General features: G+C 61.0%; 25 protein-coding genes, 2 pseudogenes and 1 riboswitch. Of the genes and pseudogenes, 7 read left to right on the forward strand and 20 right to left on the reverse strand.

The genetic code is table 11. The annotated features are described in order from the left end of the window. Nucleotides 1-3: 3 nt before the first annotated feature. The gene (locus RGR602_RS11200; protein ID WP_039845161.1) at nt 4-423 is read right to left on the reverse strand and encodes a cobalamin biosynthesis protein; all 420 of its coding nucleotides are present in this window, start codon (nt 421-423) and stop codon (nt 4-6) included. Between the two features lie 99 nt (nt 424-522). Here RGR602_RS11200 and RGR602_RS11205 point away from each other — a divergent pair, with 99 nt between their 5' ends. Continuing rightward, nucleotides 523-1,335, forward strand: a complete 813-nt coding sequence (locus tag RGR602_RS11205; protein ID WP_039846804.1) for a TSUP family transporter — start codon at nt 523-525, stop codon at nt 1,333-1,335. A gap of 7 nt (nt 1,336-1,342) precedes the next feature. On the opposite strand, the gene cobO is transcribed toward RGR602_RS11205, so the two are convergent. From cobO to cobU, 4 genes are read right to left on the reverse strand one after another with little or no spacing between them, the layout of a single operon-like run. Continuing rightward, the gene (cobO, locus tag RGR602_RS11210; protein ID WP_039845162.1) at nt 1,343-1,975 is read right to left on the reverse strand and encodes a cob(I)yrinic acid a,c-diamide adenosyltransferase; all 633 of its coding nucleotides are present in this window, start codon (nt 1,973-1,975) and stop codon (nt 1,343-1,345) included. A 16-nt stretch (nt 1,976-1,991) separates the two neighbouring features. Then, the gene (gene cobN, locus RGR602_RS11215) at nt 1,992-5,921 is read right to left on the reverse strand and encodes a cobaltochelatase subunit CobN (RefSeq protein WP_039845163.1); all 3,930 of its coding nucleotides are present in this window, start codon (nt 5,919-5,921) and stop codon (nt 1,992-1,994) included. A gap of 9 nt (nt 5,922-5,930) precedes the next feature. Continuing rightward, the gene (gene cobW, locus RGR602_RS11220; protein ID WP_039845164.1) at nt 5,931-6,980 is read right to left on the reverse strand and encodes a cobalamin biosynthesis protein CobW; all 1,050 of its coding nucleotides are present in this window, start codon (nt 6,978-6,980) and stop codon (nt 5,931-5,933) included. 4 nt (nt 6,981-6,984) lie between these two features. Next, nucleotides 6,985-7,509 carry a bifunctional adenosylcobinamide kinase/adenosylcobinamide-phosphate guanylyltransferase gene (gene cobU / locus RGR602_RS11225; protein ID WP_039845165.1) on the reverse strand — a complete coding sequence of 175 codons (525 nt, stop codon included), beginning with the start codon at nt 7,507-7,509 and terminating at the stop codon, nt 6,985-6,987. Nucleotides 7,510-7,791: 282 nt separating this feature from the next. Beyond that, nucleotides 7,792-8,187, reverse strand: a riboswitch (cobalamin riboswitch). Nucleotides 8,188-8,351: 164 nt separating this feature from the next. Here cobU and RGR602_RS11230 point away from each other — a divergent pair. Then, entirely contained in the window at nt 8,352-10,142 is a 1,791-nt protein-coding gene (locus tag RGR602_RS11230; RefSeq protein ID WP_039845166.1) for a chloride channel protein, read from the forward strand. On the opposite strand, the gene RGR602_RS11235 is transcribed toward RGR602_RS11230, so the two are convergent. Beyond that, nucleotides 10,139-11,593 (reverse strand): cobyric acid synthase, encoded by a 1,455-nt coding sequence (locus tag RGR602_RS11235; protein ID WP_039845167.1) that lies wholly within the window; start codon nt 11,591-11,593, stop codon nt 10,139-10,141. The two genes, RGR602_RS11230 and RGR602_RS11235, sit on opposite strands and share 4 nt — an antisense overlap. A 604-nt stretch (nt 11,594-12,197) precedes the next feature. Here RGR602_RS11235 and RGR602_RS11240 point away from each other — a divergent pair. Both RGR602_RS11240 and RGR602_RS11245 read left to right on the forward strand, forming a co-directional pair. After that, complete coding sequence (locus RGR602_RS11240) at nt 12,198-13,193, forward strand: glycine betaine ABC transporter substrate-binding protein (protein ID WP_039845168.1); 996 nt, start codon at nt 12,198-12,200, stop codon at nt 13,191-13,193. A gap of 95 nt (nt 13,194-13,288) precedes the next feature. After that, complete coding sequence (locus RGR602_RS11245) at nt 13,289-13,639, forward strand: hypothetical protein (protein ID WP_039845169.1); 351 nt, start codon at nt 13,289-13,291, stop codon at nt 13,637-13,639. A 6-nt stretch (nt 13,640-13,645) separates the two neighbouring features. On the opposite strand, the gene RGR602_RS11250 is transcribed toward RGR602_RS11245, so the two are convergent. After that, nucleotides 13,646-13,801 (reverse strand): entericidin domain-containing protein, encoded by a 156-nt coding sequence (locus tag RGR602_RS11250; RefSeq protein ID WP_039845170.1) that lies wholly within the window; start codon nt 13,799-13,801, stop codon nt 13,646-13,648. Between the two features lie 103 nt (nt 13,802-13,904). After that, entirely contained in the window at nt 13,905-14,846 is a 942-nt protein-coding gene (locus RGR602_RS11255; protein WP_203226147.1) for a LysR family transcriptional regulator, read from the reverse strand. A gap of 67 nt (nt 14,847-14,913) precedes the next feature. On the opposite strand from RGR602_RS11255, the gene RGR602_RS11260 reads away from it, so the two are divergent. Beyond that, on the forward strand, nt 14,914-15,189 hold the full coding sequence (locus tag RGR602_RS11260; RefSeq protein ID WP_039845172.1) for a hypothetical protein: 276 nt from the start codon (nt 14,914-14,916) through the stop codon (nt 15,187-15,189). Between the two features lie 43 nt (nt 15,190-15,232). Here RGR602_RS11260 and RGR602_RS11265 read toward each other — a convergent pair. The 4 genes and pseudogenes from RGR602_RS11265 to RGR602_RS38255 all read right to left on the reverse strand — a co-directional run bounded on the left by RGR602_RS11265 (nt 15,233) and on the right by RGR602_RS38255 (nt 16,808). Next, nucleotides 15,233-16,040 (reverse strand): annotated as a pseudogene (locus RGR602_RS11265) (sulfite exporter TauE/SafE family protein). Nucleotides 16,041-16,113: 73 nt separating this feature from the next. Further along, the gene (locus RGR602_RS38245; protein WP_323808225.1) at nt 16,114-16,218 is read right to left on the reverse strand and encodes a hypothetical protein; all 105 of its coding nucleotides are present in this window, start codon (nt 16,216-16,218) and stop codon (nt 16,114-16,116) included. 201 nt (nt 16,219-16,419) lie between these two features. Continuing rightward, nucleotides 16,420-16,578, reverse strand: a complete 159-nt coding sequence (locus RGR602_RS38250; protein ID WP_203226148.1) for a hypothetical protein — start codon at nt 16,576-16,578, stop codon at nt 16,420-16,422. 14 nt (nt 16,579-16,592) lie between these two features. Continuing rightward, nucleotides 16,593-16,808 (reverse strand): hypothetical protein, encoded by a 216-nt coding sequence (locus RGR602_RS38255; protein ID WP_052451531.1) that lies wholly within the window; start codon nt 16,806-16,808, stop codon nt 16,593-16,595. 347 nt (nt 16,809-17,155) lie between these two features. Here RGR602_RS38255 and RGR602_RS11275 point away from each other — a divergent pair, with 347 nt between their 5' ends. Continuing rightward, a complete protein-coding gene (locus tag RGR602_RS11275) occupies nt 17,156-17,599 on the forward strand; it encodes a hypothetical protein (protein WP_039845173.1) in 444 nt (147 codons plus the stop codon). Nucleotides 17,600-17,636: 37 nt separating this feature from the next. On the opposite strand, the gene RGR602_RS11280 is transcribed toward RGR602_RS11275, so the two are convergent. Continuing rightward, nucleotides 17,637-17,825, reverse strand: coding sequence for a hypothetical protein (locus RGR602_RS11280; RefSeq protein ID WP_039845174.1), 189 nt, complete (start codon nt 17,823-17,825; stop codon nt 17,637-17,639). A gap of 473 nt (nt 17,826-18,298) precedes the next feature. On the opposite strand from RGR602_RS11280, the pseudogene RGR602_RS35130 reads away from it, so the two are divergent. Beyond that, nucleotides 18,299-18,730: pseudogene (locus tag RGR602_RS35130) on the forward strand (IS110 family transposase); the annotation flags it as partial. Between the two features lie 16 nt (nt 18,731-18,746). On the opposite strand, the gene RGR602_RS11290 reads toward RGR602_RS35130, so the two are convergent. The 7 genes from RGR602_RS11290 to RGR602_RS11320 all read right to left on the reverse strand — a co-directional run bounded on the left by RGR602_RS11290 (nt 18,747) and on the right by RGR602_RS11320 (nt 25,519). After that, on the reverse strand, nt 18,747-19,433 hold the full coding sequence (locus tag RGR602_RS11290) for a winged helix-turn-helix domain-containing protein (protein ID WP_039845176.1): 687 nt from the start codon (nt 19,431-19,433) through the stop codon (nt 18,747-18,749). A 17-nt stretch (nt 19,434-19,450) separates the two neighbouring features. Continuing rightward, nucleotides 19,451-20,134, reverse strand: a complete 684-nt coding sequence (phoB, locus tag RGR602_RS11295; protein WP_022714998.1) for a phosphate regulon transcriptional regulator PhoB — start codon at nt 20,132-20,134, stop codon at nt 19,451-19,453. Nucleotides 20,135-20,168: 34 nt separating this feature from the next. After that, nucleotides 20,169-20,882 carry a phosphate signaling complex protein PhoU gene (phoU, locus tag RGR602_RS11300; RefSeq protein ID WP_039845177.1) on the reverse strand — a complete coding sequence of 238 codons (714 nt, stop codon included), beginning with the start codon at nt 20,880-20,882 and terminating at the stop codon, nt 20,169-20,171. A gap of 43 nt (nt 20,883-20,925) precedes the next feature. Next, on the reverse strand, nt 20,926-21,741 hold the full coding sequence (gene pstB, locus RGR602_RS11305) for a phosphate ABC transporter ATP-binding protein PstB (RefSeq protein ID WP_039845178.1): 816 nt from the start codon (nt 21,739-21,741) through the stop codon (nt 20,926-20,928). Nucleotides 21,742-21,754: 13 nt separating this feature from the next. After that, nucleotides 21,755-23,041 (reverse strand): phosphate ABC transporter permease PstA, encoded by a 1,287-nt coding sequence (gene pstA / locus RGR602_RS11310; RefSeq protein ID WP_039845179.1) that lies wholly within the window; start codon nt 23,039-23,041, stop codon nt 21,755-21,757. Continuing rightward, nucleotides 23,041-24,420, reverse strand: coding sequence for a phosphate ABC transporter permease subunit PstC (gene pstC / locus RGR602_RS11315; protein ID WP_039845180.1), 1,380 nt, complete (start codon nt 24,418-24,420; stop codon nt 23,041-23,043). The genes pstA and pstC overlap by 1 nt, the downstream gene beginning before the upstream one ends. 61 nt (nt 24,421-24,481) lie before the next feature. Further along, the gene (locus RGR602_RS11320; protein WP_039845181.1) at nt 24,482-25,519 is read right to left on the reverse strand and encodes a PstS family phosphate ABC transporter substrate-binding protein; all 1,038 of its coding nucleotides are present in this window, start codon (nt 25,517-25,519) and stop codon (nt 24,482-24,484) included. Between the last annotated feature and the right edge of the window lie 99 nt (nt 25,520-25,618).

Raw genomic sequence — 25,618 nt, forward strand, 5'->3', positions numbered from 1 at the left:
CCGTTATTCTTTCTGCAACCGCATGCGGGCGATCGCCGCGGTCGCGTGCGCAGATTTGATCTTGGGCACGGCAAGCTCTGCGTTGCTGCCGCAAGCGGCAAGCGCAGCGGACTCGGCAACGCCGTGGCAGCCGACCCGGGCAAAGACGATGTCGGATGGATTCTTAAGCCGCGGCGTCTCTTCCTCAAGGCGTGCGGCACTGAAAAACAGCACCGGCACGCCGAAATGCCTGGCGGCCTCGAAAATAGCAGGCTCCCCGGCCCGGCCGTCGATCGACGCGATCGCGGCGAGTACACCGGGCGCCAGACCGCCGAGCCGCAAAACCTCGGCTGCAAGCGCCATGACTTCGTCGGGCGGCGTGCCGCGCTCGCAACCGAGGCCGAGGACATGGCGGCGTGAAATATCGAACGTGATTCCGGTCATCGGCCTATTTTGAAATGCATGCCTGTCCCACCAGCCATTGCAGCCGGAAGCCGGAAATGCAACATGGCGCGGACTTCATTCCTGCCTTCGAGTTCCGCCTTGTCCGACATCGCTCCCCATCTTCTTCTTCTCCTCTCACTTGCCGGCTTTTTTGCCGGCTTTGTCGATGCGATCGCCGGCGGCGGCGGGCTCATCACCGTCCCGGCGATGCTGATCGCAGGAATTCCGCCGCTCCAGACGCTCGGCACGAACAAGGTACAATCCGTTTTCGGAGCAGCGTCCGCGACGATCGCCTATGCGCGCAAGGGCCATGTGAACCTTCGAGAACAACTGCCGATGGCCATGTTGGCGGCTATGGGCGGTGCGCTCGGTGCGGCCCTTGCGACGATCGTGCCCGGCGACGTCCTGCGCGCCATCATGCCGGTGCTGCTTGTCGCGATCGCGCTCTATTTCGCCTTCAAGCCGAACCTCAACGACCTCGATACCCACCGCCGCATCACGCCTTTCGTCTTCGGCATGACCTTCGTGCCGCTGATCGGCTTTTACGACGGAGTTTTCGGCCCGGGGACGGGTTCCTTCTTCATGCTTTCCTTCGTGACGCTTGCAGGTTTCGGCATGCTGAAAGCGACGGCGCATACCAAGCTTCTGAACCTCGGCTCGAACATCGGCGCGCTCATCGTCTTCGCCTCCTTCGGAGCAACGCTCTGGACGGTCGGGCTGATGATGGGCGTCTGCCAGTTCCTCGGCGCACAGGTCGGCTCAAGGCTTGCGATGCGCACCGGCGCCAAGCTCATCAAGCCACTGCTCGTGACGGTTTGCATCGCGTTCACGGTCAAGCTTCTGTCCGACCCGACGAACCCCCTCCGCCTCTGGAGCCTGGCAATGGCCTTCGATTACCTGCCGGGAAATTGATCCGCAATCAGAACTCCACGCCGGGCTGTCCCTTGATACCGGAGCGGAACGGATGCTTGATCAGCTCCATTTCCGTGACCAGATCGGCGATCTCGATCAACTCGTCCTTGGCGTTGCGGCCGGTCAGCACGACGTGAGTCATATAGGGTTTCTCGGCCTTGAGAAATGCGGCCACCTCGTTGACGTCGAGATAGTCATAGCGGAGCGCGATATTGATCTCGTCGAGTAGCACCATGGAATTGCGCTCGTCGCGGATCATCTCCTTCGCTTTCTCCCAGGCAGCCCTCGCCGCTGCAACATCGCGCGCGCGGTCCTGCGTCTCCCAGGTGAAGCCCTCGCCCATTGTATGAAACTGACAAACGTCGGAGAAATGCTTCTCGATCAGGTCGCGCTCGCCGGTCCACATCGCGCCCTTGATGAATTGCACGACGGCTGACGGTTTACGGTGGGCGATATGTCGGAAGATCATCCCGAAGGCGGCAGACGACTTGCCCTTGCCTTTTCCGGTATGGACGATGATCAGGCCCTTCTCGTCGGTCTTCGTGGCCATGATCTTGTCGCGCGCGGCCTTCTTCTTGGCCATCTTTTCGGCGTGACGTGCATCGTCCTTCTCGCCGCTTTCCACTGGTTCTTCGCTCATTTTCTTCCCTATGAAGCTATGCCGTTTCTGTGTGACGTGGCGCTTCGAGATCGAAGCGCGCCGAATTGCTGCGCGGCGACCAGAGCCTGCGCTCGATCGCTTCGAGCAGACGCTCCTTCATGTCCGCAAGCGCCGCCGGGTTCTTCTCCGCCATGAAATCGCGGACTTTCGGATCGCCGACGAAGGCCTGGTAGACGGCCTCGAAATGGTGATTGCCGACGGCCCCCGTCGTCGCTGCGAAAGCAAAGAGGTAATCGACCGTCGCGGCGATCTCCAGCGCACCCTTGTAGCCATGGCGCATGACGCCATCGATCCATTTCGGATTGACCGCACGCCCGCGCACGACGCGACCGATCTCCTCCTCCAGCGAGCGGATCACCGGCATTTCGGGCCGCGAGTGATCGTTGTGGTAAATCGCGGGACGTACTCCTCCCAGTTGTTCGGCCGCAGCCGCCATGCCGCCTTCGAATTGGTAGTAATCGTCGCTGTCGAGCAGGTCATGCTCGCGGTTGTCCTGATTCTGCACCACGGCCTGGATGGAGCGCAGGCGCTCCTCGAAGACGCCGCGTTCGGCCCTGCCTTCCTCCGACGCGCCGTAAGCATAGCTGCCCCAGACAAGATAGGATTCCGCCAGATCGGCACGCCGCTCCCAGCCCTTTTCGTCGATCAAAGCCTGCAGGCCCGCACCATAGGCACCAGGCTTGGAGCCGAAGATGCGGTAGCCGGCGCGTTTTTGTGCGGATGCCCCATCGAGGCCGGCTGCGGCAAGGCGCGCGGCTTCGCCGCGCATGCGGGCGGCGATCGGGTTGTCGGTGGCATCTTCATCCAGAGCACCTACAGCACGGATTGCCTTGTCAAGTAGCGCGATCTGCTCGGGAAAGGCATCCCGGAAGAAGCCGGAGATGCGTAGCGTCACGTCGACCCGCGGGCGCCGGAGCAGCGCAGGCGGAATGATCTCGTAGCCGGTGACGCGCCGCGAGGTCATGTCCCAGACCGGCTTGACGCCGATCAGCGCCAGCGCTTGCGCGATATCGTCGCCGCCGGTGCGCATGTTCGATGTGCCCCAGGCCGTCAGCCCGAACGAGACCGGCCAGTCGCCATGGTCTTGAACGTAGCGCCGGACGAGCAATTCGGCGGATTTTTTTCCGAGTTCGAAGGCTGCGGGCGTCGGAACGGCGCGGCTATCGACTGAGTAGAAATTCCGCCCCGTCGGAAGCACGTCCGGACGCCCGCGCGTCGGCGCGCCGGACGGACCGGGAGCGACGAAGCGGCCGTCGAGGCCGCGAAGAAGGCCCGCGATTTCTGCCTTGCCGCAGGCGAGGATGGAAGGCTTCAGGCGGGTTTCGATCTCGGTGAGAACCGATTGGGTTGCAAGCCAGTCCGGCGGGCATGGAATTTCACCGGCGACCAGTTTCGCGGCAAGTAATTCGATGCGCTCGACGGCGTCGCCGTTGGTGCGCCAAGGGGTATTGCAGGTTTCCGCCAACAGCGATGGCCGCGGACCGAGCCAGGGCGCCGACATATCGCAATCGAGGGGGTCGAAGGATAGCGACTGCTCCCGAACGGAGAGAAGGTGGCCCGAAGGATCGGACGAGACGCAAGGGGCGGAACGTTCGGCCTGGCTGGCGCCTGCTCGTTCGCTCCTTTTGTCGCTTACCCCCTCATCTGTCCTGGCAGAGATCGTCTCTTCGCGCAGGAGAAGAGGGAACTCAAAAAACGCATCTGCCGCAATCGCACGGTGCAGGCTGGCATCGCCTCGCTCGCCCAGATTGCGCGGAACGCGGGCCAGTGCCACCGTAAGATCAGTCAGTAACCGGCCCTGCGGCGCAACACCGAACACATGCAGGCCATCGCGAATCTGCATTTCCTTCAGATCGCAAAGATAGGCGTCGAGCTTCTTCAGCGCCTCGTCCCCGCTCTCGCCTTTGGCGATCCCCGCATCCCGGTCGAGACCAATATCGGCGACGAGATCAAGGATCTGCTTGGCGAGCAGCCGAATGCGCCGCGGGTCGCCGCCGGAGGCCTCGTAATATTCGTCGACCAGAGCTTCCAGGTCCTTCAGCGGCCCATAGCTCTCGGCCCGCGTCAACGGCGGCGTGAGGTGATCGATGATGACGGCGCTGGTGCGCCGCTTGGCCTGCGTGCCTTCGCCCGGATCGTTGACGATGAAAGGATAAAGATTTGGCAGCGGGCCGAGGATCGCTTCCGGATAACATTCCGAAGACAGCGCCAGCGCCTTGCCCGGCAGCCATTCCAGATTGCCGTGCTTGCCCATATGGATCACGGCATCGGCGCCGAATTCCTCGCGGAGGAAGGCATAGAAGGCGAGATAGCCATGCGGCGGCACGAGGTCCGGTGAATGGTAGCTTTCTTTCGGATCGATGTTGTAGCCGCGTGCAGGCTGGATACCGATGAGGAGATTTCCGAAGCGGGTGAAAGGCAGGGCAAAACTGCCGTCCGTGAAATAGGGATCGGACGCCGGATCCCCCCAGCGGGCGGCAATCTCGTCTTGAATCTTTTTCGGAAGAGATGCGAAGAACGCTCTGTAGCCATTCAAGGAAAGCGTCTCGCGGATCACCTTGCCATCGTGTCCGGAATTGGTCGGCCCCTCGGCGAGGTGCCGCATCAGCGCATCGCCATCGGCCGGGAAACCGGAAATGGCGTAACCCGCATCCTGCATCGCCTTCAGCACCTCGATCGTGCTGGCTGGCGTATCGAGGCCGACGCCGTTGCCGAGGCGTCCGTCACGGTTTGGGTAGTTTGCAATCACCAGCGCGATGCGCCGTCCCGCTAGCTGCCTGTTTCGGAGGCGCGCCCAGTTGGCGGCGAGTTTCGCCGTATAGCGCATGCGATCGATATCCGGCTCGCTGGCGACGATATTGGCCTCGACGGCCGCGTCGTAACGGGCGGCAGACTTGAACGAAACGGCCCGCGCCAGCACGCGGCCATCGACCTCCGGCAGCGCGACGTTCATGCCGAGATCGCGAGCGGAAAGGCCTTGCGATGACGAGACCCACGCCTGCTTGGATGTGGCGGAGAAAATCGCCTGGAGAACGACGGCGCCGTTTGTTTCAAGCACGCTCGGCGCGCGATCGGCGCCGGGCGCAGACACGGCAAAACCGGTGGTGTTGATCACCACATCGGGCGGCGCTTCTGCAAAGATACGCTCGAGAATGGCGGCCGATAGCGGATCCTTGAGGCTATAGGCGAAGATCGGCAGAGGGCGCAGGCCTTCCGCCGCCAGCGCTTCGATGAGCGCTTCGACGGGGGCCGTTTCGCCGCTTTGCACGAGCGCTCGGTAGAAGCTGATGGCGACGGTGGGTTTGAATCCGGCCTCTTCCTTCGCGTTTGGGATAGCGGACGCGGAAAGAACTTTCCACTCCTCAACGTCAATCACACCTCGACCTGGCCACCAGATACCCGCCTTCATCAGCGGCGCAGCCGCGCCCGGCTTCTCATCGCCGGAGAGCATCGCCGTCGCGTAATCGAGAAAGCTTCGCGAATTCCCGTCGCCGCCTTCGATCAGATAAGACCAGAGCGCGTTGAGATCGTTGAGCGACACGTTCGAAAATGGCGTCAATCCCGCATCCGGCTTCGAATCCCCAGGCAGGACCGCAATCATGGCACCATGCCGCGCCGCGCAGGCGTGCAGCGCCTCCAGCGCGTAGTGGAAATAGCTCGCGCCCCCGAGCGCCCGGACGATGATCAGTTTTGCGCACCTCGCCGTGCGCTCGATATAGGCATCGACGGACATTGGGTGCTTGAGGCTCATCAGGCTGGCGAGCCGGAGCGTGAAAGGTCTTCCGGCTTGCGCGTGAGCCGCAGCGATCGCCGCAAGCTCGGTATCGGCCGCAGACAGGAACAGGATATCGGCGGGCGATTGGCCGAGGTCGACCGCCTCGTCGCCGTCGCTGATCGTTCCTCTCTGGGCAAGAAGCAGATGCATGGCCGAGCCTTAGACGAGTGCCTGGATGGCCTTGCGGACGGTGTTCTGATCCATCTCGTGCAATCCGATCACCACAAGCCGTGTGCCGCGCGCTTCGCCCGGCGCCCAGGCGCGGTCGAAATACTGGTCGATACGGCTGCCAACGGCCTGGACCTGCAACCGCATCTGCTTGCCCGCGACATCGGCAAAGCCCTTCAGGCGCAGAACATCGTGCTCGGCAATCACGCCTTTAAGCTTCTCGGCGAAGCCTGCCGGATCGTCGATCGGGCCAAGGTCGACCACGAAGCTGTCGAACTCGTCGTGATCGTGCGGCGTGCCGTCCTCATGCTCCAGCTCGTGATGAGACTTGCGGTTGCCGATGTCCTCTTCGGTCCCGATGCCGAGGCCAAGCAGCACGCTTGCCGGAACCTCGCCGTTCCTCGCCTCGATCATCGCCGGCTTGCGGGCGATGCGGGAGGCTACTTCGTGGCGCACGCGGCTGAGCCCTTTGCCGTCAAGGAGATCGGTCTTGTTGAGCACGATGAGGTCGGCGCAGGTCAGTTGGTCCTCGAAGAGTTCTTCGATCGGGCTTTCATGATCGAGCGAGGCGTCGTCTGCCCGGCGCGCATCCACCGCATCGTGATCGTCGGCAAAACGGCCGGCCGCGACGGCCGCACTGTCGACGACGGTGATGACACCATCGACGGTCACTTCGCTGCGGATATCCGGCCAGTTGAAGGCGGCAACGAGCGGCTGCGGCAGGGCGAGGCCGGAAGTTTCGATGACGATGTGATCCGGACGCTGGGCGCGCTCGAGAAGCTTCGTCATCGTTGGAATGAAATCGTCGGCAACGGTGCAGCAGATGCAGCCATTGGTCAATTCGATGATATCGTCCTCAGTGCAGTTTTCCGCGCCGCAGCCCTTCAATACGTCGCCATCGACGCCGAGATCGCCGAACTCGTTGATGATCAGCGCGATCTTCTTGCCGCCTGTGTTGGAAAGCAGGTTGCGGATCATCGTCGTCTTGCCGGCGCCGAGGAATCCGGTGATGACGGTTGCGGGGATCTTCTGCTGGCTCATAGGTTCAACCCTTCATTTTCAGCGGCAATCCGGCCGCGATGAAATACACGTCCGCGGCTTCCGCCGCTATCATCTGGTGCAGCCGTCCGGCATGGTCGCGGAAATCCCGGGCCATGCGGTTTTCCGGCACGATGCCTAGGCCGACTTCATTGGAAACGATGACGAGCCGCGCTCTTGCCTTCGGCAACCAAGCCGCAAGTGCTGCGAATTCCGCTGCCATATCGCGCTCCTCCATGATCAGATTGGTGACCCAGAGCGTCAGACAATCGACGAGGATCGCCCGGCCCCCGCGGTCGATAATGGAAAGACGGGCGACGAGCTCCAGCGGCTCCTCATGCGTCGTCCATTGTGGGCCGCGATCGGTTTTGTGGCTCTCGATCCGCTGACGCATCTCCTCGTCCCAGGCCCGGCCCGTCGCGACGTAGTGGCGCTCAAGGCCGCTATCGGCAACAAGCTGCTCAGCAAAACGGGATTTGCCGGAACGCGCGCCGCCGAGGACGAAGGCAGTGCCGCATGTGGGATGAGTCATCTGGAGTCCTGCGGCGTAAGAAACGGCGCTACCGACGCATGGCGCAGCCAACCCTCATTCTTGGGCGCGGAAGACACCCTGGAGATGGTTGTTTCATTCACGGCGCGGACGCGCCGTGGCCGGTTCCTTGTGACAATCCTCGGGTTAGACCCGAGGACAGGAATACGGGAAGTCGAAAGTGCGGTGTCCCGCAAAGACGCCACAAAATGCGGCATGGAATTCCATCGTTCAGCCATGACAACCTCCGTGCTGGCAGCGGGGAACAATGCCCCAGAATGGGCTCTTCGCCCGGCACGCATGGCAGGTCTCCTGGCTCGCGGGTGTCGGCCGACCGGGGCGACCCATCTAAGGTCGCCCCTGATCGCACCAGTGGATCTTCCTCGCCTTCCCGGCTGCATTCTCGTGAAAAGGCGGACGATTCGTAGAAATAGAGGCGTCCTGCCCCGGCTGATCACAATGCATTTCCAGTGGCTTTTCCGGCGCCCCAGCCACTTCACCTCATCCGCAACATGCGAAAGGAGCCGTGAACTGGCCTGAACGCCGGACGGAAGACCCTGACCGCTCTACAGTCGCGGGGTCGGCTGTGATGAAGACGCCCGGCTTGGGTCCGTCCCTTCACATTCCCTTTTCATCCGGAACGGCATCTGCCGTCCCGAAACCATCCGTAAGAATATTCATCGTTAGGCAAGCCGCCCTCCGAAGTCAATTGCGAGCACCCAAACGAGACCGGCGACGAACCGCTTCCAATTCGCGGTGCATTTCGCGCCGGGCTTTCGCCACATTTCGGGAGCAAGCGCCCCTATTGCCCTTGACGCTGTTGGCCGCCACCTAGTTCTTTGCATATGCTCACGAAATTGAATTTCCCGCGCCTCTACCGGCTCTACCGCCTGCTCGACGCCGGGCGGCTTCGTGCGCTTGCCCGCCGCAGTGAAATGGGCATGGTCTTCGCCGGGATCGCCGTCGGCGTGACGTCGGGCCTGGCTGTCACCGGCATGAGCCTCCTCTCACGCGAGCTGCATCGCTTGATCTTCGGCATCAGCGACATCGAACGGCTGAGTTCATCGCAGACAAACGACAAATTCCTGCTTCTGATGGCGCCCGTCTGCGGCGGGATGCTGCTCGGCCTTCTGTTTTTCATTCTCGCGCGAACCCGCAAGAAGCCCATGGTCGATCCCATCGAAGCGAACGCTTTGCATGGCGGACGGCTGTCGCTGACGGATAGCATCATCGTCGCCGTCCAGAATCTGGTTTCAAACGGCTTCGGCGCCTCCGTCGGCCTCGAGGCCGGCTATGTCCAGCTCGCGGCGGGTATCGCCTCCAAGCTCGGACTGAAGCTGCAGCTCCGCCGTGCAGATCTGCGCGTCCTTGTCGGCTGCGGCGCCGCCGGTGCGATCGCCGCGGCCTTCAACGCACCATTGACGGGCGCCTTCTATGCATTCGAGCTGATCATCGGCACCTACACGATCGTGTCGCTGACGCCGGTCGTCGTTTCCGCGCTCGTCTCGACGCTCGTCGCGCGCCTGCTGGCGGGAAGCGATTTCATGATCGATGTCGGTGCCTTCGGCACGGTGGTTCCGGCTGATTATATCCCTGCCCTGTTGCTTGGCGCCTTCTGCGCCGGCGTCGGCATCCTGATCATGCAGGGCGTAGCCTTCATCGAGGAGCTGGCGCGCAAAAGTTCGGTTCCGACGCCGCTTCGCCCGGCGCTCGGCGGCATCGTCGTCGGCCTTCTGGCGATGATTACGCCGCAGGTGCTTTCGGCGGGCCATGGTGCGCTGCATCTGAACCTTGGCCGTGATGTTGCCGTCCCGGTCCTGGTCGGACTTCTCCTGCTGAAATCCTTCGCATCGGCAATCTCCATCGGTTCCGGCTTCAGGGGCGGCCTCTTCTTCGCCTCACTCTTCATGGGCGCGCTGCTCGGCAAGCTTTTCGCCTATTGTGCCCCCTATTTCGCCCATGCGACACTCACGCCCGTAATCTATGCCGTGGTCGGCATGAGTTCGCTCGCCGTTGCGGTCATCGGAGGGCCGCTGACGATGACGTTCCTGGCGCTCGAGATAACCGGGGACTTTCCGATCACCGCGCTGGTACTTGCGGCCGTCATCACCTCGTCGCTCGTCGTGCGCAACACGTTCGGCTACTCCTTCGCGACATGGCGTTTCCATCTTCGTGGCGAAAGCATCCGCAGCGCCCATGATGTCGGCTGGATCCGCAATCTGACGGTCGACAAGCTGATGCGCTCGGACGTGAAAACGGCGAAGGTCAGCATCACGATTGATGATTTCAAGAAGGCCTTCCCGATCGGATCGAGACAGCGCGTCATCCTCGTCGATGACTCCGACAAATATGCCGGCATCGTGCTCGTTCCCGAAATCTACGCGAGCCCGGTCGACACCGACGACGAGGGCAAGGATCTGAAGGATTTCATCCGATACCGGAACGACTTCCTGCAGCCGCAGATGAACGCAAAGCAGGCGGCGGCGATCTTCGACAAGACGGAGAGCGAAGCACTCGCCGTGCTCAACAATCTGATCGAACGCCGCGTCGTCGGCCAGCTCAGCGAAAGCTATACGCTTCGCCGCTACAGTGAAGAGCTCGACCGCAGGCGCCGCGAAGTCTCCGGCGAAATCTAGCCGAGAAGACCGGCCAGCCAGCCTTTGTCGAGATGGGTTTCGAGTTCGTCCGCGACCTCGTCGAGCGCCTGGTCGACGCTTTGGCGGTAGCTCCGCCGTTCGCCGGATAGGCCGAAGCTCTCGAGAAGCTTGCCGCGATAGGCATCGCTGCAGAAAAGGCCATGCAGATAGGTGCCCATGATCTGGCCGCCAGCAGATACCGCGCCATCGGCCACCCCGTCGATCACCGCTGATGGCCTGGCGCAGTCCGGCCCGGTCGTGACGCCCAGATGGATCTGGTAGCCGGCAAGCGGAACGCCGTGTTCGGCCGAGACCGCCAGGCTGTTCCGCACGGTCTTTTCCGGTGCCATTTCGGTCTCGACATCAAGGAATCCGAGACCCGGTGTCGCAGTGCTCACCCCTTCGATGCCGAGCGGATCGCGAACCGTGCGCCCGAGCATCTGATACCCGCCGCAGATGCCTATGACGCGCCCGCCACGCCGGATGTGCGTCTCCAGATCGCGATCCCAGCCGGCAGCGCGCAGATCACAGAGGTCGGCAATCGTCGATTTCGACCCGGGCAGGACCACCAGCGCTGCATCGCCCGGCAACCGGTCTCCCTGCTTCACGAAGACGAGCTCGACATCGGGCTCGGCACGCAGAGGATCGAGATCGTCGAAATTGGCGATGCGCGGCAGAACCGGTACGGCGATCTTCAACGCGCCGGAGGCGCCCCTGGCGAGGCGCTCCAGTACGACGGAGTCCTCCGCCGGCAAGCGGGCGGCGGCCTTCAGCCAGGGCACCACGCCGAAACACGGCCATCCAGTGAAGCGATTGATGGCTGCGTTGCCGTCATCGAAGAGCGAAACATCGCCGCGGAACTTGTTGATGATATAACCGGAAATAGTCGCCCGGTCGTCATCCGAAAGGATAGCGTGCGTGCCGGCAAGAGAGGCGATCACGCCGCCACGATCGATATCGCCCACGAGCACGACGGGCACCTTGGCGCGGGTGGCAAAGCCCATATTGGCGATATCGCCGGGACGCAGGTTGATTTCGGCCGGCGATCCCGCACCCTCAACGATGACGAGATCGGCGCCTTCCGAGACGATCGCAAAACTCTGCAGGACATGTTCAAGAAGCAGCGGCTTTAACCTCTGGTAGTCACGGGCCTTCGCCTGCCCGAAGACCTTGCCCTGCACGATGATCTGACTGCCGTTTTCGGATTGCGGCTTGAGGAGAACCGGGTTCATGTGTATCGACGAGGACGTGCGCGCCGCAAGCGACTGCAGCCACTGCGCCCGGCCGATCTCCCCGCCGTCATCGGCGACAGCCGCGTTGTTCGACATGTTCTGAGGCTTGAAAGGCTTCACCTTGAGGCCGCGATTGGCCGCAAGCCGGCAAAGCCCGGCAACGAGCACCGTCTTGCCGACATCCGAGCCGGTTCCCTGCAACATGATCGACTTGGTCATGCGATGAGGCCTACAACGCGGCACGATCCGCGGTCAATCGTCTGTCCGAAATGCGAAAACCGCGCGGGCTGGCGGGCGCGCGCGGTTTGCCGAAAACTCTGGCGTATTCGCCAATACACGGCGAAACTCGTGTATCCTCCGGGACGCACTACCTGATCCGGAGAAAGCGGCGGTTGTCCCCCGCCGTGGTTCAACTGATAGCGTGACATTCTTACCGGAGTGTTATTGTGGAACTCAGCAATGGTGAATTTCGACTTTTTTTGACATTTTGCCGGTTCTCGATCCGCATGCAGTTCATTGAGGGCATTTCACCTCAAGCTCGACGCAGACTTTCGCTCGTGGATCAGCGGGAATATTAGATCATTCAAATCAGTGATTTAGCTCAAAAATATTCCACCACAGGCGGATTTCAATTGCCGTGTCAAAGGCGTAGGCTGCGAAACTATCGGAATGTTCCAGGCTGGCGGTCGCGATGCAAAAAACGCATGGCACTTGAAATTGCGACGGCCAAACTGCTGCATTGCATTCATTGAACGAATGCATTGGGCGGTTAGCATCACATCCAAAAGCTGCATGTCAGCATCAAAAATTGGGGAACGAGCGAATGAAGATCATCCCGGCTTCGCTGTTTATTGCTGTATGTCTCGTTGCCGGCGGCCGCGCCGCGCAAGCTGATTGCGGTAATGTTTCGATCGCGGAGATGAGTTGGGCCTCGGCGGCGATTGCCGCCAATTTCGACAGCTTCATTCTTAAAAACGGCTATGGATGCAATGTCAGCACCGTGGCCGGCGATACCGTACCCACGTTTGCTTCAATGGATCAGAAGGGCGAGCCCGATATCGCTCCGGAACTCTGGACCGCGTCCGTCAGGAACCAACTCGAGGCGGCAGTAAGGAGCGGGCGCCTGATCCAGGCCTCCGAGATTTTGTCGGATGGCGCAATCGAAGGCTGGTGGATCCCGAAATTCATCGCCGATGCAAATCCCGACATCCGCTCCGTGCAGGATGCCATGAAACGGCCAGACCTCTTCCCCGCGCCGAAAAATGCCTCCAAGGGCGCCGTCCACAATTGCCCGCCGGGCTGGAGCTGCCGGATTTCGACAGCCAATCTCTTCAGAGCCTTGAACGGCGAGAAGGTCGGTTTCGAGCTGATCGACAGCGAAAGCCCGCAAAGCCTGGATGATTCGATCGGCGCAGCCTTCGACGCCAAAGTCGGCTGGCTCGGCTATTACTGGGCACCAACGGCGATCCTCGGCAAATACGACATGACACGTCTCAGTATGGGTGTCAGCCACGATAAGGCGGAATGGCTGGCCTGCACATCGGTCGAAGGCTGCGCGCGTCCGCAGCTGAACGCCTATCCCGTCTCCCAGGCCTTTACCGTCGTCACCAAGGCCTTTGCCGACCGTGCCGGTCCCGAACTCGCCTACTTGCGCTCCCGCACCTGGGACAACAACACCATAAACGACATTCTGGCGTGGCAGGACGAAAACCGGGAAAGCAGCGAGAACGCGGCGCTGTACTTTCTGCGCAACTACCCCGAACTCTGGACACGGTGGATGCCGGCTGACGTCGCGGAAAAGGTGAAGGCCGCTCTTTGAGCAATTCCAGCCTCGCGTAGGCTATCGCTCCTAGGCTGACGGCATGTTCTAGTCAAACGACTGCCGGGCCGTGGCAGCAGCGTAATGGATGACCGATGACGCCAGCCGCTTCCTTTCCCGATCGCGACACTGTTGCCAGCAAATTTGCAAGCGCTTCTGAAGCGGACAGGTCGTATCTTGCTCTGCTCATGGAGAATGCCGCGCAGGACGACAGCCTGATCGCCGGCTTGTATCGGTATCTGGATCTGGCCGCGGCTGCGCCCTTTCTCAATTCTCTGAAACTTGAAAATACTGGAATGTGGATTGGTGAAGCCGCGCCGGCGCGGCTTCAGATCCGTTTGACCGAAGCGGCGAAATCAAGCCAGCATCCGGCCTATATTGCTTTCCGCACTGGCCTTAACCGATCGGGCGGCCTCGAGCGCGCCTATCCTGCCGCAACGGTCTGAAAAGATTTAGCGGCGTGCGGCGCGGTTGACAGAATGGCCGGCATCCTGCGTCGCGTTGACGGCGTTTGCCGTATCACGGCCCACGCCACGGATGGTATTGCCGCAGGAAGAAAGCGCCAAAAGCAGCATCAGCGCTGCGCCGATTTTGACCGTTATTGTCATTTTGGAAATCCTCTTTTGCAAACTAGAAATCGCGCGGCCGAAGCAGCTTGCTGCTTTCGCCGTTCAACGCGCGAAAATCCAATAAAGTTCCTCGCCGTCCGGATCAAGCGGCGGCGGCCTTTGCCTTTTCCGCGAAAGCAAAGCGGATGCTGTCGGCGACCGCCTCCATGGGCCCTGAGAGCTGGGAGGCCGTCAGCAGCCGGATGTCGAACGAGCCGAGTTCAGGCAGGCCTTCTTGCGCACCGAGCATCACCATGCCGTCGGCCACATAGGAGCGCGGCAGCGGCGCGATCGCAAGGTCGGAAAGCACGGCGGCGCGCTGCGCCATCGTATGGCCGCTGAGATAGGCGACGCGGTAAGGCCGCTTGTTGCGTTCAAGCTGCGCCAGTGCCTCCTGGCGCCAGATGCAGCCATCCTCCCAGATCGAGATCGGCAGGGGATCGCGCCTGTGGGCAGTACCGCATTTGGCGCCTGCCCAGACAAGGCGTTCACGAAACACGATCTCCCCGCCGGTCGGAAACGGCCGCGTGGCGCAATTGATCAGCGCCAGATCCAGCCTCTGCTCTTCCATGCGCTTCTTGAGACCGATGCTCATGTCGATCGTCACGTCGACCATGATGCCCGGATAGCTCTCCGCGAAGCTCTTCAGGATACTTGGCAGCAGCCGCTCGCCGATATCCTCCGGCGCGCCGAGCCGCACGACGCCGCTGAGTTCCGGCATGATGAAGCGCGAGACCGCCTCGTTGGACAGCGCCAAGATATTGCGCGCATAGGTCAGCAAGAGCTCGCCGTGCTGCGTCAGCGTCACCGAACGCGCATCACGCAGGAAGAGCGTCGCGCCGAGCTGTTCCTCGAGCTTTTTGATCTGCATGGAAACCGCCGACGGCGTTCGGAACACAGCCTCGGCTGCAGTCGAAAAATTACCCGTTTCCGCAATGGCGACAAAGGTTCTCAGAACATCATTGTCGAGCAAGGGGATCGGGCGGCGAAAGGGCATAGTCATCGTCGCATCTTTCAATTTTTCTGATCTTAAGCACCATATCATTTCGTTTGTTTGAAAGTCAACGCAAAGGTATTTTAGCACCATGGCTCGATAAACAAAGGAGGCCATCATGACCGAGGCTGCACACAGCATTCTGAACATCTTCTTTGCGTTCAGGGCAAAGCAACTGCAGCGCACCGCCCGGGAGAACACGATGCGGCAGATGACCGCGCTGCCCAGCCACCTGATCGCTGATGTCGACCCATATGCGCTCAACAATACCCGAGAAGGAGGCACGCAACCTTCTGCCACTCAACAGACTTCTGCACGTTGGGCGATGCAGACACTGCATGAAATGCGGTTCACGCCCGGCTCGTCCGCCGCCAGCTATCATCGCAATGTGTAGCTGGCTCCTAGGTGTGCAAGTTGGGGTTGCGCCTCCCACCGAACTATTGATGCCGCCAGACTCTCGACGCTGAAATCAGGAGGATCACGGCAAGCGCAGGCAATAGGACGACACTCGGCACAATACTGAGAAGTAACCCGCCGGTGAAGGTTCCGACAGTCGACCCCGCTGCCATCACGAGCAGAAATGCCTTGTTGCAACGGATAACCGAAAAGCTCTGATCCCGGCTGTAGCGGGTGAAGCCGACAAGCATTGTCGGCAGGCTCACCGCGAGCGAGAGGCTTCCGGCCAGCTTGATATCGGCGCCGAACAGGAGCACCAGAGTCGGGATCAGCAACTCCCCGCCTGCCACGCCGAGCAGCGAGGCTACCACACCGATAACGAAGCCTGCGATCACGCCCGCGATGAGCTGGGACGGCCCAGTCAGAACCGGCTGACCTGCACGAACGTCATGGCCGAGGACCAGCACCGCCGCGATAGCAACGAGCAGAACGGCAATAACCTTGTAGAGCGTTTCCGGTTTCAGGCGCGTTGCCCATCCAGCCCCAAACCATGCCAAGCAGGCTTCCAGCGAGCAGGTTGGCGGCGAAAGGCCAGTTTTCGGCGATAACGGCGAACGGCACCGTTCCGGCGCGGAGCGGCAGAGCCGTCGCGACCACGACGAGGCTCACGGCTTTGTTAAGAATGACGGCTTCCAGGGCCGCGAAATTGAAAGGACCAATCAGTAACGGCAAACGAAATTCCGCGCCGCCGAGGCCGATCAGCCCACCGAGCGCGCCAATAATTGCACCTGCCGCGAATGCCATGGGTAAGTTGCGCGATTGAGATGCGGCCGGAGTTTCGTGTGTCATCGATATAGCCCGATGCAAGTACCGACCTTGTAGCGGCTTTTCTTGGCGCAGGCGAGGTCAAGGGTCGCCGCCGCTAATGCTTCATCATGAATGGATGCGGCGAATCCGACAGCAGGAAGTGAGTGAAACGGCCGAGCAGCAGTTCCAGGAGATAGCCATGCTTGAAAGCGCCAATCAAGAGGCACGTCGCATTCGCCGACTTGGCGAAATCGAAGATCGCCTCTCCGACGGACTGGTTCGCGAGTTGATTGCAACGAGGGCGCCGTCAAGCCCCAGCTGATCAGCCAATTCCCTTGCCGTTGACTGGTAGCTTCCGTCCGGCTTGTCGTTGACACAGAGAACCGTCAAGCCATCGCCTGGCGGTGCACCCTGCGCATCATCATGCGGTTTCCAGCCGATCCACATGCCCCGGCAGATTGCCGGCATAGGCATGGGCAGGTGGCGCCCACATCAACTTGTGCTCATTGAAAAGGAGATCGTGAAAAGCGTCGCGGGCATCCATGTCGCCATAGCATCGGGCGACGACGAGCGCCGTCATACGGGCTTCGGCGGTCACGCAGCGATTGAGATCGCCGCGGCAGTCATCGAGAAGGGGCCGTTCTCGGCTGTGCTTGCCCTTCTTCCAATCCTCGAAGGTGCGGGCGACCCGCTCGAACCGGCCATGCGGCTAGCCTTCGGCCAGGTCCGCAGCATCTGCAGATCGATCTCCTCGGGCGCGGCGATCATCCGTTCCGGATCCGCACCGACATGGGCCACGGCATTGTTCATGCCCGCCCTCCTTTCGCGAGTGCTCCCGCCTCGCTCCCGGTCCATCACGTTTGAAAGTTTACTCCTTGGTCCCATGGAGCAAACGCCGCACTGGTTTTGCCATGGAAGTGACGGAAGGAACTATTCCATGTGCTTCATGACAACTCTTCTCGCCTTGCGCGTCATTGGCCCCCACGGCCGCCCAGGCCGAAATGGAGAATCTACTCGAAATGCGCCTCCTGCCCCGCGGCGGCCATCCCGCGCGGGCAACTGATCCGGACGAAGCCACGCCGCTTTCGCGCCACTTGCAGCATCTTTTGAACAATCAGGCAGTTTCCGCGTTCATTTGAAGGGCAAAGGAGCTCTTGATGTCATACGGATCGCTGAGTGCTTTTGGTGACACCTGGTGCCGGTACAGCCCGGACACCGAGACCCTCGAGGCCGCTCATGACCTGGTGGATCAATACCTCGTGTTTGCCGAGGAAGCGCAAGTGGGAAATGACATCATCGACGAGATCGAGCTGCCCGTCCCGAAGCCTGTCCTGATCAAGTCGTTTGGCCTTGTCATCGCTGCCGAGCACCGTCCGCAGATAAGAACTCTGCTGATCAAGGCCGGCATGACGCTTGCCCAGTACCGCGATGACGTCGGACCACGGATGCGGTTAAAGCCTACGACACCGCACGGCAGGCCGCGGGCGGCCCGATCGCGGGAATTCGAGCGCCGACTCGATAAGAAGCTTGTGGCGGTCGCTGCAGAACGGATCAACCTCGGCGCGTTCTATAGCCGCGCCTTTATCGAGGCCATGCATTGATGCCGGGTGCGGACGCACCTTGCCTTGGCCGCGAGGTTCAAATCGCCGCCTGCATCAGGTAGAGGGATCGTTCCGGAGGAAGCTGTGCCACCATTCTCATCATGATCTTGGGATCGACATGGGGAACGGATCGCAGTTGGCCGTCTCGGTAGATGATCGTCAAGACGCGCGTCTCTTCGTCATAATCGAGTTCAGCAATCGTTTTCGTGTACACCAGGAACCGCATGCCGCTTACACCTCGCTAGTCAATGGAACATCACCAAGGTGATGGTGCCGACCATGACCCACCCGGAAACGATAATCAGGGACATTCTTAACAACGCAGTCTTGATCGTCATGGAATACTCCATATCGCTTCAACCAAACTAGCTGTACTTTGGGACGAGCATGGCCTGTCGGGCCGACCCTCATCCCGGCTGGATTATATGTCTGACACCCCTAGGCGAGTATGGGAGCCGAAGGGGATTGGAATCACCTCCAGCGCGACTAAGCACACCCTCATAAAGGCAGTCGCGTGAAATCGACGTGACACACGTATTGCGAGAACAGCTGCATCGCGCGCCTCAATCTGTGCGCACAGCGATGAGGATAGCTAGACCGTATGTTCGTGAGGTTGAGGTGGCCCGCCCCCGCAGTAAGCTGAATTCGGGGGTTGCTCTGATAGGCCGGAGCCTTGCCAATGCTTAGCGAGGGCGAACCATGAAAAGCGTAATTTTCATCGGCTTGGATACGTCGAAGCTGAAGATTTCAGTGGCGGTTGCCGATGGAGAGCGTAACGGCGAGGTGCGGTTTTTCGGTGACATCTCGTCGGAGCCGGCGTCGGTCGCGTCGATGGTCAGTAAGCTTTCCAGGCGTGGAGCCAAGCTTCACTTTTGCTATGAAGCGGGTCCCACGGGCTACGGCCTTTACCGCCAGATTGTCGAACTGAGGCATGACTGCGTGGTGGTCGCGCCGTCCCTGGTGACCAAGCGGCCGGGCGACGGGGTGAAGACCAACCGCCGGGATGCCGTGAGCCTGACCCGTCTGCACCGGGCGGGCGAGCTGACCGCGGTCTGGGTTCCGGATGAAGGCCATGAGGCGATCCGCGAGCTGGTTCGGGCTCGCGAGGCGGCCAACGACGCGTTGAAGTTGTCCAACCTGATCCAGATCAGAAGTCGCCGAGCGCGTAGCCGGCGCCACGCACCGTCCGGATCACCTTATCGGCCTTTCCGAAACTGATGCCTTTCCGAAGACGCCCGATGTGTACGTCGACAGCGCGCTCATCGACACTGGCATCGTTACCCCACAGCGATGCCCTCAATTCCGATCGGGAGTGGACGCGGCCGGGAGATTTCATCAGAAACTCGAGCAGCCTGAACTCGGTGGGGCCGAGCTTGACTTCCTTCTTCTGCCTGTGAACCCGGCGGGCGTTTTTATCGAGCGTCAGATCCCCGACCTTCAGCGTGCTCTCCAGCAGCGCTGGATTGAGCCGCCGCAGGAGGTTCCGCAAGCGGATGAGGAGTTCCAGGTGGGAGACTGCCTTTATGAGGCAGTCGTCGGCTCCGGCGGAGAGGACAGCCAACCTGTCCTGCTCAACGGCCGAGTCCAAAAGCACCACGATCGGAAGGCGGGCGGTCGCTCCAGTCGTCCGGAACTGGCGGCATGTCGAAATTGCAATCGAACCAGGAGCCGGCGCACCGAATATCACCGCATCAGGCAGCCGCGAAGCCACGAGCTCGACCAGCGACGCATGCGGGTGAAGACAGTTCACCAAATATCCTTCTGTCTCCAGAGCATGCTTCAGTGTCGCGAGCAGATCTTCGTCCTGCTCGACAACAAGTATCCGCACCGACATCTTCTCCGGCCTCCCTGCTATGCTTCCATCGAATATCCTGCACCGCGGACGGTGCGGATGACGTCCTGCATGTTGGAGAAGTTAAGCGCCTTGCGCAGGCGACCGACATGAACGTCTACGGTGCGCTCGTCGACATAAATGTCGTGGCCCCAGACACCGTCCAGAAGCTGCGAACGTGAGAAGACGCGGCCGGGCGACGACATCAGGAATTCAAGGAGACGGAATTCGGTCGGGCCGAGACGGACTTCACGGCTCTTGCGGTGAACACGATGCGTTTCGCGGTCGAGTTCGATATCGCCGCATTTCAGCACCGTGGAAAGCACCTCGGGCTTGGCGCGGCGCAGCATCGCCTTGACGCGGGCAACGAGTTCGGGCGTGGAGAAAGGCTTGACCACGTAGTCGTCGGCGCCGGTGGAAAGGCCGCGCACACGCTCGCTTTCCTCGCCGCGCGCCGTTAGCATGATGATCGGCAGACGCTCCGTTTCCGGGCGCATGCGCAGGCGGCGGCAAAGCTCTATGCCTGACACGCCCGGCAGCATCCAATCGAGGATCAGAATATCCGGTGTGCGCTCCTGAAGCCTGATTTCGGCCTCGTCGCCGCGCAGGATGGTGTCGACCTCGAAACCTTCGGCCTCAAGGTTATAGCGAAGAAGCACGCTCAGTGCTTCTTCGTCTTCTACGACTGCAACTCTCGGGATCATTCGGTTCTGTCTCCTGAGGGCCGGTTGGGAATTGTCATTCCGTGACCGCGCCGACGGTGTTGGCAGTATCGTCCTTCGGACGTTCGCCTTCCGGCTGAGTGCCGGTCGCCATGTAATAGATCGTTTCGGCAATGTTGGTGGCATGGTCGCCGATGCGCTCGATGTTCTTGGCGCAGAAGAGAAGATGCGTGCAACTTGTGATGTTGCGCGGATCTTCCATCATGTAGGTCAGCATCTCCCGAAACAGCGAGGTGTACATCGCGTCGATTTCCTCGTCGCGCTCGCGGATCGACTTCGCCTTGTCGGCGGATCTCGAGGCGTAGACGTCGAGGACTTCCTTGAGCTGGACCAGCGCCAGTTCGGAAAGATGCTCAAGACCGCGGGCGAGCTTGCGCGGAACGCCGGTGCTCTGCACCGCGATGACACGCTTGGCGGTGTTCTTGCCGAGATCACCGACGCGCTCGAGATCGGCCGCGATGCGGATCGAGCCCATGATCTCGCGAAGGTCGGAGGCCATCGGCTGGCGGCGGGCGATCGTGACAACCGCCTTGTCGCCGATCTCGCGTTCGGCGTGATCCATGATCACGTCGTCGGAGATGACCTTCTGCGCCAAGCCCGCGTCGCCGTGGACAAGTGCGCGGACGGCGTCCGACACCATCTGCTCGGCAAGCCCGCCCATTTCCGAGATGCGGCGGGACAAGAACTTCAGATCGTCGTCGTAGGCAGAATAGATATGGGTCGATGCCATGGGGAACGTCCTTGATTGTCTCTACGGTTTCCGACGCCAACAATCAGCCGAAGCGGCCCATGATGTAATCCTGGGTGCGCGGGTCGTCCGGGTTGGTGAACATCTTGTCGGTGTCGTTCTCCTCGACGAGATTGCCGAGGTGGAACATGGCGGTGCGCTGCGAAACGCGGGCCGCCTGCTGCATCGAGTGCGTTACGATGACGATGCTGTAGTTCTCGCGAAGCTCGTGGATCAGTTCCTCGACCTTTGCGGTCGCGATCGGATCGAGTGCCGAGCAGGGTTCGTCCATCAGGATGACTTCCGGGCTGACGGCGACGGCGCGGGCGATGCACAGGCGCTGCTGCTGGCCGCCCGACAGACCGGTGCCGGATTCCTGCAGGCGGTCCTTGACCTCGTTCCAGAGGCCGGCCTTATGGAGGCTGCTTTCGACGATCTGATCAAGGTCAGCCTTCGACCGCGCAATGCCATGGATGCGCGGGCCGTAAGAAATGTTCTCGTAGATCGACTTCGGGAACGGGTTCGGCTTCTGGAAGACCATGCCGACGCGCGCACGGAGTTCCACGACATCGATGTCCGGATCGTAGATGTCCTCGTCGTCCAGCTTGATTTCGCCCGTGACGCGGCAATTGTCGATCGTGTCGTTCATGCGGTTCAAGCAACGCAGGAAGGTAGACTTGCCGCAGCCCGACGGGCCGATAAGTGCGGTAACGGTGTTTTCGCGGACGTTCAGGTTCACGTCGAAAAGCGCACGCTTTTCACCATAGTAAACGGACACTGTCCTGCCGACCATCTTGTAGGCGGTCGCGTTCATTTTCTGCTCCAGGGCCTTCTCAACTGCTGTCTCGGTCAACATGTTCATGATCCTTACTCCGTTACCAGCGGCGCTCAAAGCGCTGCCTGAGGAAGATGGCGATTGCGTTCATCAGAATGAGGAATCCCAGAAGCACCAGGATCGCTGCAGAGGTCCGCGATACGAAGCCGCGCTCCGGGCTGTCCGCCCACATGTAGATCTGGCTGGGAAGCGCCGTCGACGCCGCGAAAATTCCGTCCGGGGGGCTCGTGATGAAGGCATTCATGCCGATGAGCAGCAGCGGTGCCGTTTCGCCAAGAGCTCGGGCGAGCGAGATGATCGCGCCGGTCATGACAGTCGGCATGGCGAGCGACAGCACGTGGTGGAAGATCATCTCGTGCTTGGAGGCGCCGACCCCGAGAGCTGCCTCGCGGATCGAGGAGGGCACCGCCTTCAGCGACACGCGCGTGACGATAATGAGCGTCGGCAACGTCATCAACGAGAGAACGAGACCGCCGACGAGCGGAGACGACCGCGGCAGGCCGAAGCCGTTCAGGAACACGGCGAGCCCGAGGAGACCGAAGACCACCGACGGGACCGCCGCAAGGTTGTTGATGTTGATCTCGATGAGGTCTGTGAAACGGTTCTTGGGAGCGAACTCTTCCAGGTAGATCGCCGCCGCGATGCCGATCGGGAAGCTGATCGCGAAGCAGACGAGCAGCGACCAGAACGACCCCGAGATCGCGCCTGCCAAGCCAGCCAGTTCCGGGAAACGGCTGTCGGCGTTGAGGAAGAGCGCCCAGTTGAACGGGCTGGAGATCACACCCTTTGATACGAGCTGGTCCAGCATGCCGATCTGCTCGTCGCTGATGCGCCGCTGGCTCTCGGGCGTGTCCCGGCTGATCTCGCCCTTGACGAACTGGTCGGCCTGATCAGATAGCGGAATGACGAAGCTGCTCGAACCCTTGAGGCGTGCGGGATCCTTGATGACTGCATCGCGGACGAGGAACGGTGCCGACGATGTGAACAGGTCGAAGTAGGCCTTCTCCTGCCTGCGTGGCAGGTCCCCAATCTGGGTGCGCAGCGTATCGCGAACGGCGCCGCGCCAGTCCGCCTTCATCAGGTCGCTCGTATCGAGTTCCGCCTTGCTGAGGTCGATGCTGACGGTGGCGACCGTCTGGGTGAATGCCTTGTACCCGGTGAATGTCAGCGAGCCGACGAGGAAGGCGAGGAAGCCAAGCGCGAAGACGATCGCGATCAGCCCATAGGCCCGTAGACGACGTTCGGCTGCATAACGGGCCTTTCGACGCGCCTTCATTTCATCCGAATGCCAGTTGAAGCGCGTTCCGGCGACTGCGGTCGTGGACATCAGTATTTCTCCCGGTACTTGCGCACGGTGCGCAGCGCAATGAGGTTGAGACCGAGCGTGATCAGGAAGAGAACAAGGCCTAGGGCGAAGGCTGCCAACGTCTTGGGGTTGTCGAACTCCGAGTCGCCGATCAGCAGTGTCACGATCTGCACGGTCACAGTCGTCACCGCGTCGAACGGGTTTAGGGTGATCTTGGCGATCAAGCCGGCTGCCATGACGACGATCATCGTTTCGCCGACCGCTCGGCTAAGCGCAAGAAGTACGCCGCCGATAATGCCGGGCAAAGCAGCCGGGAGCAGAACCTTGCGGATTGTTTCCCCCTTCGTTGCTCCCAGGGCGAGCGAACCGTCACGCATGGCGCGGGGCACTGCGGCGAAGGCGTCGTCCGAAAGTGAGGAGATGAACGGGATAATCATCACGCCCATGACAAGGCCGGTGGCAAGCGCGCTATTGGGAGACGATGGGATGCCGACCGCCGCGCCGATGGCCCTTATTGCAGGGGCGACAGTCAGCACGGCGAAGAAGCCATAGACGACCGTCGGTACGCCGGCGAGAATTTCGAGAAGCGGCTTGACAACCGTGCGGAAGCGCGGATGTGCGTATTCCGTCAGATAGATAGCCGACAGGATGCCCGTCGGGACCGCGACCAGCATGGCGATCGCCGAGATGACGAACGTCCCAAAGATGACTGGAAGGACGCCAAACGCGCCCTGCCCCGCCACCTGGTCGGCGCGCATCGCGATCTGCGGCTCCCAGCGCAGGCCGAAGAGGAATTCGGTCACTGGAACCTTGGCGAAGAAGTGGAGCGCTTCGAAGACGAGGGAGCCGACGATCCCGAGCGTAATGATGATCGCCATGAGCGAGGAGAACATCATGAAAACCGTCACCGCCGTTTCGACACTGTGGCGGGCGCGGTAGCGGGGACTAATGACCTTCATGCCAAGGAACGCACCGACAGCGACGATGCACAGGCTGATGGCTGTCATTAGATAGGTGGAGTAGGTCTGGAGCGACCGAAGATGGTCGGCTGCCGCAGCCACTTCAGGCGATGGCTGGCGAAACAGGTTTCCGGCGGCAACCTGACGGATTTCCCCAATGAGCAGCGACTGTGCGGCACTGTCCATCGCATCGGAGCCAGGATACGACGCGACCACAAGCTGGTTTAGGACGCTGGATTGGAAGGCAAGCCAGAAAAGAAGAAAGATAAAAGCGGGAGCAGCGGTCCAAATCGCGGCATTGAGGCCGTGGTAAATCGGCCGGGAATGCGCCTTGATGCGGCCCGTTTCTGCCGTTGTCGCTACGGCGAGGGCGCGCGAGCCTCCCAAATAGGCCGCGATCACGGCCGCGCCAATCAATAAGAGAAAGAGATAAGCGGACATGTTGCCCCCATGTGACAGGAGGCCGCCCGCGAGGTGCGCGAGCGGCCGGTGAAGTTCGATACTACGAGCCGATCTTCTTGGCTTCCATGACAGCCTTCTCGACTTCCCCACGCTTGGATTCGTCGAGAGGCGTCAGACCACGTTCCGCAAGGTAACCGTCCTCGCCCATCGAAGACTTGGAAGTGTATTCTTCCAGGAACTCCTTCATGCCAGGAATGACGTCGCGGTGCGCATTCTTGACGTAGATGTAGAGCGGGCGGGATACCGGATAGGAGCCGTCCTTGATGGTCTCGAAGCTTGCCTCGACTCCTTCGATCTTGATGTCCTTGAGCTTGTCTTCGTTCTCATAAAGGAACGAATAGCCGAAGATGCCGACCGAGTTCGGGTCGGATTCAAGACGCTGGACGATAAGGTTATCGTTTTCGCCAGCTTCGATGAACGGGCCGTCCTGGCGCATGCGCGAGCAGGCTTCCGTGTACTTCTTCTCGTCGGCCTTCTTGAGGTCAGCCATGCCTGCGGTCTTCTCGCAGCCCGGATGCATGACCAGTTCTACGAAGGCGTCGCGGGTGCCGGATGTCGGCGGCGGGCCGAAGGCTACGATATTGACGTCCGGAAGAGACTTGTCGATATCCGACCACTTCTTGTTCGGATTGGCAACAAGGCCGCCCTTGCCGTCTGGAAGCTGGGCAGCGAGCGCCTGGAAGATCTGAGCCTTGGTCAGGTTCCAGTCGCCCGTGTTGGAGCGAGATACGGCGACCGAGAGGCCGTCATAGCCGATAAGGGCTTCAGTGATGTCGGTCACGCCGTTGCCGGCGCAGAGCTTGACTTCCGATTCCTTGATCGCGCGGGAAGCGCCGGTGATGTCTGCGAAATCTTCGCCGACGCCGCCGCAGAAGGCCTTGAAGCCGCCGCCAGTGCCGGTCGATTCGACAACCGGAGCCGGCTTGCCGGTCTTGTTCGCGAACTCTTCAGCTACGGCCTGGGTGTAGGGGAACACGGTGGACGAACCGACGATCTTGATCTGATCGCGGGCCGATGCGACGCCTGCGGTTGCCAGCACAATAGCGGCAACTGCGCAGCTTCCGAGATATTTCTTCATGGATACTCTCCCGTAGAATTTAACGATGACGCTTCGGCGTCGGCTCCCCTCTATAGAGTCTCCATTACAGTTTTGTGACAGTTTTATATCGCTCTGTTG

The organism is Rhizobium gallicum bv. gallicum R602sp (assembly GCF_000816845.1).
In the GTDB taxonomy this organism is placed as follows: domain Bacteria; phylum Pseudomonadota; class Alphaproteobacteria; order Rhizobiales; family Rhizobiaceae; genus Rhizobium; species Rhizobium gallicum.